Consider the following 13788-nt stretch of genomic DNA (forward strand, 5'->3'; position numbering starts at 1 on the left):
GATGATTATATGAAAAATATAAAAGAAAAGTTAAAACAAATAGAAGATAGGGGAGAAAAAAACAATAACTTAAGTGAGAGCGATAAAAATATAAAAAATAGATTTAGAAAAATCCAAATTGTTGCCTTAGTTTCTTTCACTTTAATAGTAATACTCTTAATTCTAACTCGAAGTGGAAATATGAGTATTGATTCTGTAATTGAAAACGCAAGTGGTAACCCAAGGAAGTCTATTATTTCTCTTTTAAGTCTATTTGCTCTTAAGAGCCTTACAATTATAATTCCTCTTCCATCTCTTTACCTAGCAAGCGGAATTTTATTTGAACCAGCAAAAGCTATTTTGGTGAGTTATCTTGGTTTAGCCATTACACTCACAATTCCTTTTGTATTGGGAAGATGGTCCGGTACAGAAGAAATGGATTATCTAAAGAAAAAATATCCAAAGATTGATAAACTTGTTGAGATGCAAAAGAGAAATGAATTTCTTGCAAGTTTTATAATCAGGCTAATAGGTTGGTTTCCCTGTGATATTTTAAGTTTTTATTTTGGAGCCTGTAAGACCAATTATATAAAATACATAACTTCATCATTATTAGGTGCGTCCATTGGAGTTATAACAAACACCCTTCTTGGAGATGTTATCTTAAATCCACTTTCTTGGCAGTTTATGGTGCTAATGCTAATAAAGATTTTAATTTCAGCTTCTGTCATAGGAATAACTTATCTTGTTAATAAGAAGAATGAAAGAAAAAATCACGACCTTAGATAAATAAAATATTCAAGAAATATTTTAAAAATTAAATTTTAAATAAGAAAAATATTATTGAAGTTTTGGGATTTATAGAGTATAATAAACCTAAATTGGCCGAAAGGCCATACTCTTTTCTACGAGAGGAGGTTAAAAAATGTCCGAAATCAGGGTTGGTGAAAACGAATCTTTAGACAATGCTCTAAAAAGATTCAAAAGACAATGTGCCACAAGTGGAGTTCTCAAAGAAGTAAGAAAAAGAGAACATTACGAAAAACCAAGTGTTAGAAGGAAGAAAAAATCCGAAGAGGCACGCAGAAAAAAACACAGATACTAAAGAGGGTGTTCTTATGTCTCTAAAAGAGAGACTCATGGCAGATCTAAAGGATGCTATGAAAAATAAAGATAAACTTCGAAAAGATGTTATCACCATGGTTCGTGCAGCTATTAAACAAAAAGAAGTAGATGAACGAGTTGAGCTTACTGACAGTGATGTTGAAAACATTATTGGAAAACAGCTAAAAGAAAAGAAATCGTCAATTGAAGAATTTAAAAAAGGTAATAGAGAAGACTTGGTTGAACATACTAACCAAGAAATTGAAATATTACTTGATTACTTACCTGAGCAATTATCAGATGAAGAATTAAAAGGAATTATACAAAAAGTAATTGACGAAAATGAAATAACATCAATGAAGGATATTGGAAAATTAATGAAAAATGTCATGCCATTAATTAAGGGCAAGGCAGATGGCAAGCAAGTCAATGCTATTGCCAGAGAATTATTAAATTAAAACTCGGGGAATTTCCCTGAGTTTTTTTTTACAGATTTTTATATTTAACATATTGAAATTAAATAATATTTTAAAGAAAATTAAAAATTTCAAGAGGAGTATTTATGTTTAATGATAATTATTCAAGAAGAAATAAGGGAAAAAAACCTGTTGTAGCTATATGCTATGACTTTGATAAAACACTAACACCTAATGAGATGCAGGCTCAAGGATACATTCAATCTTTGGGATATAAAGTTAGTGAATTTTGGAATAAGTCTAATGGTATGGCAGAAGATAATGATATGGATGAAAACCTAGCCTACATGTATATGATGGTAAAAGAATCCATAGACCATCATAAGTTAGATAGGAAGACTTTAGAAGAATATGGTTCTGAGGTTAATTTATTTCCAGGAGTTGAGGATTGGTTTAAACGCATACGAGAATACGGCGCTGAGAGAGGCGTTATTGTAGAGCACTATATAATTTCTTCAGGAATTAAGGAAATGATTGAGGGAACAGATATTGCCAAGAAGGGTGAATTTGAAAAAATATATGCCAGTTCCTTTTATTACAATGAAGAGGGTGTGGCAGAGTGGCCAGCACAAGTTGTGAATTATACCAATAAAACTCAGTTTTTATTTAGGATTCAAAAGGGCACTTTAGATATTAATGATCCTGGCATTAATGACTTTTTTCCTCCTGATGAAATAAGAGTCCCCTTTAGAAATATTGTATATATTGGAGACAGTGATACTGATATTCCATGTATGAAGCTTGTTAATACTTATGGAGGATATTCTATTGGAGTTTTTGATCCTAAGCATAAACATTCAAAGGATAAAGTTTATAAAATGATTAAGGATAAGAGAATAAAATATTTTGCTCCAGCGGACTACAGGGAAGATGGAAAGTTAGATTTGATAATAAAAAACATAATAGAAAGAACAGTTTTTAATGAAAAATTAGAAGCTACACATTATACTTGTATTAGAGAAGCATATGAAGATGAGAAGAAAAGCCCAAGAGATTAATAATAAAAAATAAAAATAAAATCTATATATTTTTTACAAACAAAATGTTTTTTATTAATAAAGAAAATATAAAATGAATTTATAAACGAACTAGTAGATTTTAAAAGTTAGAAATTTTGGGTAAAATTATAAAAAAATAGAGAAGGAGGTTAAATTGAAAAAACTAAATAAATTATTTTATAGTCTCCCAATTTTAATGATATTAATAAATTTTGTTTATGCACAAGATGGGAGTGGAAGATCTATAGAAAGTATTTTTTCAAATGATTATGTTTTTACAGCCTTATTAATTATTGCAATTGTCACAGCTGTCTTTGAAATAATGACTCCAGGCTTTGGAATATCTGGGATCTTATCAATAGCTGCTTTCTTTACCTTTTTCTGGGGCTCAATTAAGATGGGCAATACAAACTTTTTTGAAATATCTCTTTTTGTTGTGGGTCTACTCTTAATAGCCTTTGAAATTATGATACCTGGATTTGGTGTAGCTGGAGTAAGTGGAATTATCGCAGTCTCTGCTGGATTAGTTTTATCTATGAGTGACTTGTATTTTGCCTTATTTTCTTTAGCATTAGCCCTAGTCATAGCCTTAATCCTTGGTTATGCACTTTTTAAAAGAGGTATTAAATCTGATGCAATAAATAAACTCAGACTTTTTAAAGAAAGTTCAAGTGAGGAAGGTTACTTGAGTGTCGAAACTGAAGAAGTTTCGCCAGGTGATGTTTTAATAACTAAGACTTCTCTTAAGCCAACAGGATTTGCCCTAATGGGAGATAGGAAGATAGAAGTAGTGTCAGACGCCGGATTTATTGGTAAAGATGAATCTGTAGTTGTTGTTAGAATTAGCGGCGCAAGAGTTTACGTCGAAAAGAATTAGGAGGATTTATGTCTAATTATCCAATCGGAAGTATTTTTATTATTGCAGTAATAATCATAGTAGTTTCTATGTTTTTGTCCTTTGTACCAGTTGGGCTTTGGGTAACTGCATTTTTCTCTGGTGTTAAAATTAAGATATCAGAGCTTATAGGAATGAAACTTAGAAGAGTTAAGCCATCAAGAATTGTTAGACCAGCTATAAAGGCGACTAAGGCTGGACTTAATCTAGAAATATCAAGTCTTGAAGCTCACTATCTTGCAGGTGGTAATGTAAATACTCTTGTTGATGCTCTTATAGCTGCTCAAAGGGCCAATATACCTCTTCAATTTGAAAGAGCAGCAGCAATTGATCTTGCAGGTAGAGATGTTCTGGAAGCAGTTCAAGTTTCTGTCAATCCAAAAGTTATTGAAACACCAAATATTTCTGCTGTTGCACAAGACGGAATTGAAGTTATGGTTAAGGCTAAGGTTACTGTTAGGGCAAACATAGAGAGATTAGTTGGTGGTGCAGGTGAACAAACTATTATTGCAAGAGTTGGAGAAGGTATTGTAACAACTGTAGGTTCCTCACAAAGCTATAAGTCAGTTTTAGAAAACCCTGATTCAATTTCAAGAGTAGTATTAGATAAGGGACTTGACTCAGGTACAGCTTATGAAATTTTATCAATTGATATTGCTGATGTTGACGTAGCAAGAAATATTGGTGCAAGATTACAAACTGATCAAGCTGAAGCTGATAAGAGAATATCTGAAGCAAAGGCATCTGAAAGACGTGCTATGGCCCTTGCTCGTGAACAAGAAATGAAGGCTGAAGTAGAAGCCATGAGGGCAAAGGTAGTTGAAGCAGAATCTCAAGTTCCTATTGCCATGGCAGAAGCTCTAAAAAGCGGAAAACTTGGAGTCTTTGATTATTATAAAATGCAAAATTTAAACTCTGATACTGATATGAGGAAGTCAATTTCTAAAATTCCTGAAAAAAACCACAAGAAGGAAAATAAATAATGGGACCTGTTTTTAGCCTTTTGATTGGTATTATTTCTCTCATGCCAGCTATAATCTTTATTGTAATATTTAAAGTCCTAATCACTATTTTAAATAGGGGCAAGAAAAAGGTTACAGAAGATTTTTATGAGGATGAGAGAAGAAATAATAATTCTAAAGGTTCTCGAGGAAACACATCATCAGATTCAGAAAGTTTAATAGATGAAATAAAAAGAATAATCAAAGAAGAAAAGGAAAAAGAGAAAGAAAAAAGTAAAGACAAGAAAGAAAGCTTAGGTAAAAGTTTTAAAGAAATTTTCAATGAAGAAAAAGATAAATCTAAAAATAAAGTTAAGGAAAAAAAGGATAAGAAATTAATCAATAAAGATCCTATTTATGCTCAAGGAGAATTAAAAGAAAAGATTTTAGAAAAAAAGTCTTCCCTTGATAAAGATTCCAGGAAATCAAAACTTAAACCTGATAAGGAAATCTTGGAGGGTTCTATGAATCTTGAAAAGATGTCTGATAAAATTTTTGACAGTGAATTCATAAAAGAATGTGAATCTGACAGGGTGATTTATGAAGATGAAGAGGATCAAGTTTCAACTGGGGATTTTCTAGACTTTGATGAAGATGATTTACCTAAAATTCAAATATATAAAGAAATTTTTGATAAACCTTTAAGTCTAAGATAAATCAAGGCTTGCTTTCCATAATATATGGAAAAGTAGGCCTTTTTATGATATTATTAAAGTCATGTTTAAGGGGGTATATTTTTGGCAAAAATGGAAAAATCCATTGAAATTAATGATATAAATTTAATGTCAATTGTATTTGGAAAGTTAGATGAAAATATTAATCTTATAGAGAAAGAACTTGCTCTTAATATAAAATCTAGGGCAGATAAAATTTTTGTAAGTGGTGAAGAAGATGCAGTTGAAGATGGAGTAATACTATTAACAAACTTAGTTGAGACTGCTAGGAAACAAAATAGCTTGAGCCTATCTGATGTAAGATATGCTATTTCACTTATAAAAAACAATGAAAAGAGACCTGTCTCTGAACTTTTAAAAGACACTCTTGTATATACATCTATGGGTAAGCCAATAAGGGCAAAGACTCTAGGGCAAAAGAGATATATTGACAATATAAATAACAACGACATTGTTTTTGGAATTGGGCCTGCTGGTACAGGTAAGACTTATCTTGCTATGGCAGCAGCAGTTCGTGCTTTTAAAGCAAAGGAAGTCAATAGAATAATACTTACAAGACCTGCTGTTGAAGCTGGAGAGAACCTAGGCTTCTTGCCAGGAGATTTGCAAAATAAGGTTGACCCTTACTTGAGACCACTTTATGATGCCCTCTTTGAAATACTTGGACACGACACATACAACAATTTATTTGAAAAAGGACTAATTGAAGTTGCACCCCTTGCTTATATGAGGGGTAGGACCCTGGATTCAGCCTTTGTAATTTTAGATGAGGCTCAAAACACTACAAATGAGCAGATGAAGATGTTCTTAACAAGGCTTGGATACGGGTCTAAGGCAATTGTAACTGGTGATGTTACACAAATTGATTTGCCAAGTGGCAAGCAATCTGGATTAAAAACCGTACTAAAAATTCTTGCTGGAGTTAAGGGTATAGGAATAACTTATCTAAATAAAAATGATATAGTTCGTCATGCTCTAGTTCAAAGAATTATTGATGCTTATGAAAAATATGAAAAGACAAATGATAAGGGCAAAAAGGTAATTGAAGCTAAGAAGTCAAAGAATTGGAGTAAATAATGGAAGTTTACTATGACGACAGGCAAGATGATATAGAAATAACAGAAAAAATAAAATCTCTAGTTGAAAAATCCATAGCTTCTGTCTTAAAGGTGGAAGGAATTGATGATGAAGTAGAAGTTTCAGTTTCCTTTGTTGGCGATGAAGAAATAAGAGACCTCAACAGGGACTACAGAGGAGTTGATAGGTCTACTGATGTATTGTCGTTTCCCATGGATGATGAATTTATTATAGACAAGAGGATTCTTGGAGATGTTATAATAAATACAAGAAGAGTTATGGAACAAGCAGAAGAGCTTGGTCATTCTCATGAGAGAGAATTATCATATTTGACAGTCCACAGTATCCTTCATCTTTTAGGCTATGACCATGTAGATGATGAAGATAAGAAGGAAATGAGAGAAAGAGAAAAGTTATCCATGAAGGAACTTGAAATTTATAGGTGATTTTTATGAAAAAGGGACGCTTTATTTCATCTTTTAACTATGCTGTTCAGGGTATTATCTCTGTTTTAAAGACGGAAAGGAATATGAAATTCCATTACCTTGCTGCTCTTGGAATTATCATCCTGTCACTTTTTTTTGATATATCATCTACAGAATTTCTACTTATGCTCTTTGCCATAACCCTAGTAGTATTTGCAGAAATGATTAACACAGCCATAGAGAGGACTATTGACTTAGTAGTTCAAGAATACAATCCTATTGCAAAGTATGTAAAAGACGTTTCGGCAGGTGCTGTTTTAATTACGGCTCTTAATGCTATTGTTGTTGCTTATCTAGTTTTTTATGACAAGTTTGCGTCTTTTGGTGATCTGCTCTTATTTAAAATAAAAAATATGCCAAATCACTTGGCCTTCGTGTCTCTGCTTATAATTATAATAGCGACAGTTGGTGCTAAACTTTTAATGGCGAAAAAAAGTGGTGGCACCTACTTTCAAGGTGGCGGACTAAGTGGTCACTCTGCAATTTCTTTTTGTGCAGCAACAATAATAACTATGATTGCGGAAAATTCACTTGTCACACTTTGTTCCTTTGGGCTTGCCTTTCTAGTTGCAGAAAGTAGGGTTGAAGGGAAGATACACAAGGTATCTGAAGTTGTAGTTGGAGCTATACTTGGGATTTGTGTTGCAATATTTGTTTTCAAGGTGGTAGGATAAATGGAATACAAAGAATTAATAGAACTTGCGCTTGATGCAAGAGATAAAATGACATATACGCCTTACTCACATTTTAATGTGGGTTGTGCTGTTGAGATGGAAGATGGATCAGTTTACTCTGGTGGAAATATAGAAATAGTTTCTTATTCTCCAACCAACTGTGCAGAAAGAACTGCTATATTTAAGGCAGTATCTGAGGGCAAGAGAGAGATAAAAAAGATAGCAATAGTTGGGGACAGTGACTACACTTTTCCTTGTGGAGTATGTAGACAAGTTATTCGTGAATTTTCTAGAAATCCTGAAATTATAATAGCTAACTCTACAGATGACTATAAAATTTTTGGAATGGAGGATATACTACCACATTCCTTTGGTCCAGAAGACCTAGATGGAGATGAAAATGACAGAAAATAATTTTAAATCAGGATATGTATCAGTAATTGGTAGGCCAAATGTTGGTAAGTCAACATTATTAAATGCAATAATCGGAGAAAAGATTTCAGCTATTTCTTCAAAACCGCAAACTACTAGACAAAATATTACCTTCATTCACACAGATGATGAAGCACAAATAATATTTTTAGATACGCCTGGCATTCAAAAGCCTAAAAACAAGTTAGGCGAGTTTATGTTAACTGAATCAAAAGAGGGAATTGAAGATTCAGATGTTATCACTTATATAGTTGACATTTCTAAGAGAATAGGTAAGGCAGAAAGGTCAATTATAGATTTACTAAAAGAATACAAGGGAAAACTACCTATTATTCTTTTAATAAATAAAGTCGACACGATAAAAAAAGAAGAGCTCTTAGAAATAATTTCCATGTATGCTGAAGAAGATATATTCGATGATATAATTCCTATTTCTGCAATGAAAAATGATGGTGTAGATATTTATCTAGAAAGCCTTAAAAAGTATTTAAAGCCTGGACCAATGTATTATCCCGAAGATATGATTACTGACAAAAATGAGAGATTCATCGTAGCAGAAATTATAAGGGAAAAGGGCTTGATGTACCTTAATGAAGAAGTCCCTCATGGTCTTGCAATCTCTATTGAAAAATTCAAAAAAAGAGAAGACAAAAACATCTATGACATTGATGCAAACATCTACGTTGAAAGAGATTCTCACAAGGGGATTTTAATTGGTAAAGGTGGATCCATGTTAAAAAGAATTGGGACTGAAGCCAGAGAGGAAGCTGAAAGACTTCTCGATGCCAAGGTGAATCTTCAAATTTGGGTTAAGGTTGAGAAAAATTGGAGAGATAGGGACAATTTGGTAAAAAGATTTGGTTACGACAAATAATTATACTCTGGGAATTGTCTTAAACGAAATGGAATTCGGTGAGTCTTCTAAAATAATTAGGGTTTTTACCAAAGAATATGGAAAAATTTCCATTATGGTCAAGGGAGCTATGAGTCCAAGATCAAGAAACTTAAGTGTTTCTCAAGTTTTTGGTCTAAATGAATACCTATTAAAAAAGGGACAAAGTTTTTTTTATATTAGTGATTCAAAAATTTTAGAATCAAATTTTAAAATAAGAGAAAACTATGATAATTTAATTTATGCATCTTTATTACTAGAAATTATAGATAAATCTTCAATAAATGGTGAGGCCAATAAAAAGGCTTTTGATCTTTTGAGAAAAACCTTAAAATTTTTCAATTTCACCAAAGATCCCATTGGTCTTGCCTTGGCTTTTGAACTTAAGTATCTTAGCTTTATAGGTTACAGGCCTAAACTTGATATAAAAGAAAAATCTTACTTTTCCATAAGAGAAGGAATTATTGATTTTCAGGATCCTTATTCTTATTCACTGACAAGAAGGGATTTGATCTTTTTAAATTCAATTTTATATGGAAAGTTAGAAGATTTAGAAAATATAGAAGATTTCGAAAATAGCAGAAAAAAATACCTGCATAATATTATAATAAAATATATAAAATACAATTTAGATATAAGCAGTTTTAAGTCTGACAAGCTGTTTAATTAAGGAGGAAAAAATGTATTTCCAAGATTTAATAATGACATTGGAAAATTATTGGAAGGAAAAGGGAGCTATTATAATGCAACCCTACGATATTGAAAAAGGTGCTGGAACAATGAATCCAAACACTTTCTTAAGGTCTCTTGGACCTGAGGAATGGAAGGTAGTTTACGTTGAACCTTCAAGAAGACCTGCTGATGGTAGATATGGGGAAAATCCAAATAGACTATACCAACATCACCAACTGCAAGTTATCTTAAAACCATCTCCAGAGGATGTCCAACAACTTTACTTAGATTCTCTTTTTGCAATTGGAATTGACCCAAAAAAACACGACATCAGATTTGTTGAAGATAACTGGGAATCTCCTACACTTGGTGCATGGGGTCTTGGTTGGGAAGTTTGGCTTGATGGCATGGAAGTAACTCAGTTTACTTATTTCCAACAAGTAGGTGGAGTCAACCTTGATCTTGAAAGTGCTGAATTAACATATGGACTTGAAAGAATTGCTATGTATCTTCAAAATGTTGAGTCAGTTTATGACATCCAATATAACGAAAACATTACTTATGGAGAAGTATTTAAGAAAAATGAGTTTGAACACTCCAAGTATGCCTTCGAAACAGCTGATGTTGATATGCTTAGAAAACTTTTTGATATGTATGAAGCTGAAGCTCAAAGAACTATTGAAGAAGACATTGTTATAGATGCTTATGACTACACTCTTAAGTGTTCTCACGCATTTAACTTATTAGACGCTAGAGGAGCTCTTTCTGTTTCTGAAAGAACAAGCTATATTCAAAGAGTTAGAAATCTTGCAAGAATTGTAGCAAAGACACACTTAAAGCACAGAGAAGAAATGAACTATCCCCTTATAAACAGAGGTGAAATAGATGAATAATTACTTACTTGAAATTGGAGTTGAAGAGTTGCCATCAAGATTTGTCAACATGGCAATAGAACAACTTGAAGAAAAATCTCAAAAACTATTAGTTGAAAATGAACTTGGATTTGAAGATGTGAAAGTTTATGCAACTCCAAGAAGACTTAGTCTAATTATCGAAGGCTTAGATGAAAAACAAAAGGACATTACAAAAGAAGTAAAGGGACCTGCTGTAAAAATTGCCTATGACGATGAGAAAAATCCTACTAAACCTCTTTTAGGATTTATGAAATCTCAAAAAATCACTGAAGATGATATTTTAATTAAAGAAGTAAAGGGTACAGATTATGTATTTGCCCACATTTCTTCAATTGGAAAAGAATCTGCAGAAATATTAAAGGATATAATACCAGGTCTTATTAAAGATATTAACTTCCCTAAAAATATGCGTTGGGGTGGTAAAAACATTAGATTTGCCAGACCAATAAGATGGGTTGTTTCACTTTTAAATGACAAGGTTGTTGAATTTGAATTTGAAGGAATCCATGTTGGAAATACAACTAAGGGACATAGATTTTTAGGTTCATCAGAAATTAAAATTGATAATGTAGAAATTTATGAAAAACTTCTAGAAGATAACTATGTAATTTTAGATCAAAACAAGAGACGAGAAATCATAAAATATGAATCTACAAAAATTGCAAAATCTCTTGGTGGGGAAATTCACGAAAATGAAGATCTATTAGAAGAACTTACCTACATTGTTGAATACCCAAGTCCAATCAAAGGAAGTATTAAAGAAAAGTACCTAAGTCTTCCAAAGGAAGTTGTAACTACAACAATGATTGACCACTTGAGATTTACTCCTATCTATTCTCAAGACGGAGAACTCTTACCATACTTCATAACAGTTAGAAATGGTACAAGAGATTACGAAGATATAGTAATTGCAGGAAATGAAAAAGTTCTTGGAGCAAGACTTGAAGATGCTAAATTCTTCTATGATGATGATATCTCTAAGCCACTTGAAGATTATGTAGAAAATCTAGGTGGAGTTTTATTCCATGATAAGCTTGGAACAATGCTTGAAAAAGAAAAAAGGGATGGAGTTGTTGCAAAGAAAATTGCAGAATCTCTATCTTTTGCAGATGAAGCAATTGACGCAATAGAAAGAGCGGCACACCTATCTAAGGCTGACTTAACTACAAAAATGGTAATTGAATTCACAGAGCTTCAAGGTGTTATTGGGGAAATTTACGCCCTAAAATCAGGCGAAAAGGATATTGTTGCTACTGCAATTAGAGAACAATATCTTCCTAAGTTTGCAGGAGATGCTCTTCCAGAATCAAGTGTAGGTTCTATCTTCTCACTTGCAGATAAAATTGATACAATTGCAGGACTTTTTGCAATTGGAGAAATTCCTACTGGTTCTACAGACCCCTTTGCATTAAGAAGGTCTGCAATAGGTGTAATAAATATTATTAGAAATAATTCTTGGAAATTAGACTTAAATGAAGCTGTAGAAGCAAGTTTATACGAATATATTAACGATTTAGGACTAACATTTAACCACGAAGAAGTTATTGAAAATGTAAGAGACTTTTTCTTTGGAAGAATAAAAACAATGCTTCAAGAAGAAGGAATAAGATACGATATAATTGACTCTATCCTAATTCCTGAGAGTGAAATCCACAATATATTTGACAAAGCCAATGAATTGAATGACTGGTTTAATGAAGATAGAAGCAAATTTGTTGATGCATACAATAGAATAAACAACTTAACTAAAAATGTAGACTTCTTAGAAATTAATGAAGAACTTTTCAAAGAAGATGCTGAGAAAGACTTATATAATAAGTTTGTAGAAGTTGATAATAAGTTTAATGAAGCCATATCATCTGAGAATTACAAAGAAGCTATGGACTTGTTAAATGAACTAATTCCTGCAATAGATGTATTCTTTGACAATGTAATGGTAATGGATGAAGACGAAAAAGTAAGAGAAAATAGACTTGGACTAATCAATAGGATAGAGGAAAATATTCAAAAAATATTAAAAATCGAAAATATTGTGGAATAGGTCGGTGAGTAAATGAAATTCAGCGATAGGCAGACTGAAATAATTGATATTGTAAAAGAAAAGGGACCTATTACTGGCGACGACATTGCAGAAATTCTCGGACTATCTAGGGCTACAATTAGGTCTGATCTTTCTGTTCTTACTATGATAAATATATTAGGAGCAAGACCAAAGTTTGGTTATTTTTATACAGGTAAATCTATTTTTTCTCAAATTTCTAATGACCTCAAGAATTTACGATTAAAAGATTACATGTCTCTTCCTTTTTCATGTGATCAAAAGACTTCTGTTTATGATGTAGTTGTAGATCTTTTTATGGAAGATTTGTCTTCTATGTTTGTGACAGAAGGGGGATATCTTGCAGGGATTGTGTCGAGAAAGGACCTAATAAGATTTATGATAGGGGATGCTGATATAAAGGAGACTCCTATTAGCGTAATTATGACTAGGATGCCTAATATTTTTTATGTAGATATAGAAGACAGTGTTTACAAGGCTGCCAACTTAATTGTGACAAAGGGTATTGATGCCCTTCCTGTTGTTAAAAGAAAAAATGAAAAGGATCTTGAAGTTGTGGGCAGATTTACAAAAACCAATGTAACTAGACTTTTTGTAGATGTTTGCGACCAAGAGATAATATAGGAGGAGAAATGAATAAAGACGATAATCAACTCACTATTTTTGTAATCTCAGATTCTATTGGAGAAACTGGAGAATTAATTGCAAAGTCATCTGCAAGACAGTTTGAAAAAGAAAATTATGAAATCATCAGGTATCCTTATCACAATAGTATTGAGCAGATAAAACCAGTTCTTGAAAAGGCAGCTGAAATTAAAAACAGTCTTATAGTTTATACAAATGTTGTAAAGGAAACAAGGGATTTCATTCAAGAAAAAACTCATGAATTAAATCTTCACACAGTTGATGTAATGGGTGAGCCTCTTCTTCAAATTCAAGATATTCTAGGTTATGAACCTTTAAGAGAACCAGGCCTAATTAGAAGACTTGATGAAAATTATTTCAAAAAAGTTGAATGTGTTGAGTTCGCAGTTAAGTATGATGATGGTAAGGACCCTCGTGGTGCAAAAAAAGCTGATATATGTCTAGTTGGAATTTCAAGAACTTCTAAGACACCCCTTTCTATGTATCTTGCAAATAAGCTTTACAAAGTTGCAAATATTCCACTAGTGCCAGAGGTTCCTGTCCCTAGAGAAGTTTATGAAAAAGATGTAGACAAAATAATAGGGCTTACTGCAAATCCAGAAAAAATTATCTCTGTAAGAGAACAAAGATTAAAGTCTCTTGGACTTACTTCAGGAGCAAAGTATGCTAATTATGACAGGATCAGAGAAGAATTAAACTATTCAAAACAGGTTATGGAAGAGTTGGGCTGTTTTGTTATTGATGTTTCAGATAAGGCAATAGAAGAAACTGCTGAAATCATTATTAACCACATGGAATCTAGGAAGTGATT

The 13788-nt window shown here is 32.4% G+C and carries 17 protein-coding genes; all 17 read left to right on the plus strand.

Annotation, left to right across the window (positions count from 1 at the left end; all coding sequences use genetic code 11):
• Positions 1 to 9 precede the first annotated feature (9 nt).
• The 17 genes from HMPREF3023_RS04065 (at position 10) to HMPREF3023_RS04145 (ending at position 13786) form a co-directional block, all read left to right on the plus strand.
• Entirely contained in the window at positions 10 to 768 is a 759-nt protein-coding gene (locus HMPREF3023_RS04065) for a TVP38/TMEM64 family protein (protein WP_070701000.1), read from the plus strand.
• A gap of 136 nt (positions 769 to 904) precedes the next feature.
• Positions 905 to 1084: a 30S ribosomal protein S21 gene (rpsU, locus tag HMPREF3023_RS04070; protein WP_005957648.1), complete on the plus strand. Its 180-nt coding sequence runs from the start codon at positions 905 to 907 to the stop codon at positions 1082 to 1084.
• A 13-nt stretch (positions 1085 to 1097) separates the two neighbouring features.
• Positions 1098 to 1541: a GatB/YqeY domain-containing protein gene (locus HMPREF3023_RS04075; protein WP_070701002.1), complete on the plus strand. Its 444-nt coding sequence runs from the start codon at positions 1098 to 1100 to the stop codon at positions 1539 to 1541.
• Positions 1542 to 1645: 104 nt separating this feature from the next.
• The gene (locus HMPREF3023_RS04080) at positions 1646 to 2557 is read left to right on the plus strand and encodes an HAD family hydrolase (RefSeq protein WP_070701003.1); all 912 of its coding nucleotides are present in this window, start codon (positions 1646 to 1648) and stop codon (positions 2555 to 2557) included.
• 154 nt (positions 2558 to 2711) lie between these two features.
• The gene (locus tag HMPREF3023_RS04085; RefSeq protein WP_070701005.1) at positions 2712 to 3434 is read left to right on the plus strand and encodes an NfeD family protein; all 723 of its coding nucleotides are present in this window, start codon (positions 2712 to 2714) and stop codon (positions 3432 to 3434) included.
• A gap of 8 nt (positions 3435 to 3442) precedes the next feature.
• Positions 3443 to 4435: a flotillin-like protein FloA gene (gene floA, locus HMPREF3023_RS04090; protein WP_070701007.1), complete on the plus strand. Its 993-nt coding sequence runs from the start codon at positions 3443 to 3445 to the stop codon at positions 4433 to 4435.
• 20 nt (positions 4436 to 4455) lie between these two features.
• Positions 4456 to 5109 carry a hypothetical protein gene (locus HMPREF3023_RS04095; protein WP_144019625.1) on the plus strand — a complete coding sequence of 218 codons (654 nt, stop codon included), beginning with the start codon at positions 4456 to 4458 and terminating at the stop codon, positions 5107 to 5109.
• A gap of 81 nt (positions 5110 to 5190) precedes the next feature.
• Positions 5191 to 6204, plus strand: a complete 1014-nt coding sequence (locus tag HMPREF3023_RS04100; RefSeq protein ID WP_144019626.1) for a PhoH family protein — start codon at positions 5191 to 5193, stop codon at positions 6202 to 6204.
• The gene (ybeY, locus tag HMPREF3023_RS04105; RefSeq protein WP_070701011.1) at positions 6204 to 6650 is read left to right on the plus strand and encodes an rRNA maturation RNase YbeY; all 447 of its coding nucleotides are present in this window, start codon (positions 6204 to 6206) and stop codon (positions 6648 to 6650) included. The genes HMPREF3023_RS04100 and ybeY overlap by 1 nt, the downstream gene beginning before the upstream one ends.
• A 5-nt stretch (positions 6651 to 6655) precedes the next feature.
• Positions 6656 to 7363 carry a diacylglycerol kinase gene (locus HMPREF3023_RS04110; protein ID WP_070701013.1) on the plus strand — a complete coding sequence of 236 codons (708 nt, stop codon included), beginning with the start codon at positions 6656 to 6658 and terminating at the stop codon, positions 7361 to 7363.
• On the plus strand, positions 7364 to 7777 hold the full coding sequence (locus HMPREF3023_RS04115) for a cytidine deaminase (RefSeq protein ID WP_070701015.1): 414 nt from the start codon (positions 7364 to 7366) through the stop codon (positions 7775 to 7777).
• Entirely contained in the window at positions 7764 to 8669 is a 906-nt protein-coding gene (era, locus tag HMPREF3023_RS04120; RefSeq protein ID WP_070701017.1) for a GTPase Era, read from the plus strand. Before HMPREF3023_RS04115 ends, era begins: the two co-directional genes overlap by 14 nt.
• Positions 8653 to 9357: a DNA repair protein RecO gene (gene recO, locus HMPREF3023_RS04125; RefSeq protein WP_083315509.1), complete on the plus strand. Its 705-nt coding sequence runs from the start codon at positions 8653 to 8655 to the stop codon at positions 9355 to 9357. Before era ends, recO begins: the two co-directional genes overlap by 17 nt.
• A gap of 10 nt (positions 9358 to 9367) precedes the next feature.
• Positions 9368 to 10252, plus strand: a complete 885-nt coding sequence (locus HMPREF3023_RS04130) for a glycine--tRNA ligase subunit alpha (RefSeq protein ID WP_070701019.1) — start codon at positions 9368 to 9370, stop codon at positions 10250 to 10252.
• Positions 10245 to 12314, plus strand: a complete 2070-nt coding sequence (gene glyS / locus HMPREF3023_RS04135; protein WP_070701021.1) for a glycine--tRNA ligase subunit beta — start codon at positions 10245 to 10247, stop codon at positions 12312 to 12314. Before HMPREF3023_RS04130 ends, glyS begins: the two co-directional genes overlap by 8 nt.
• 12 nt (positions 12315 to 12326) lie before the next feature.
• Positions 12327 to 12956, plus strand: a complete 630-nt coding sequence (locus HMPREF3023_RS04140) for a transcriptional regulator CcpN (protein ID WP_070701023.1) — start codon at positions 12327 to 12329, stop codon at positions 12954 to 12956.
• An 8-nt stretch (positions 12957 to 12964) separates the two neighbouring features.
• Positions 12965 to 13786 carry a pyruvate, water dikinase regulatory protein gene (locus tag HMPREF3023_RS04145; RefSeq protein ID WP_070701025.1) on the plus strand — a complete coding sequence of 274 codons (822 nt, stop codon included), beginning with the start codon at positions 12965 to 12967 and terminating at the stop codon, positions 13784 to 13786.
• The last annotated feature ends 2 nt before the right edge of the window (positions 13787 to 13788 follow it).

It is taken from the genome of Peptoniphilus sp. HMSC075B08 (genome assembly GCF_001815405.1).
GTDB classification, from domain to species: Bacteria; Bacillota; Clostridia; order Tissierellales; family Peptoniphilaceae; genus Peptoniphilus_A; species Peptoniphilus_A harei.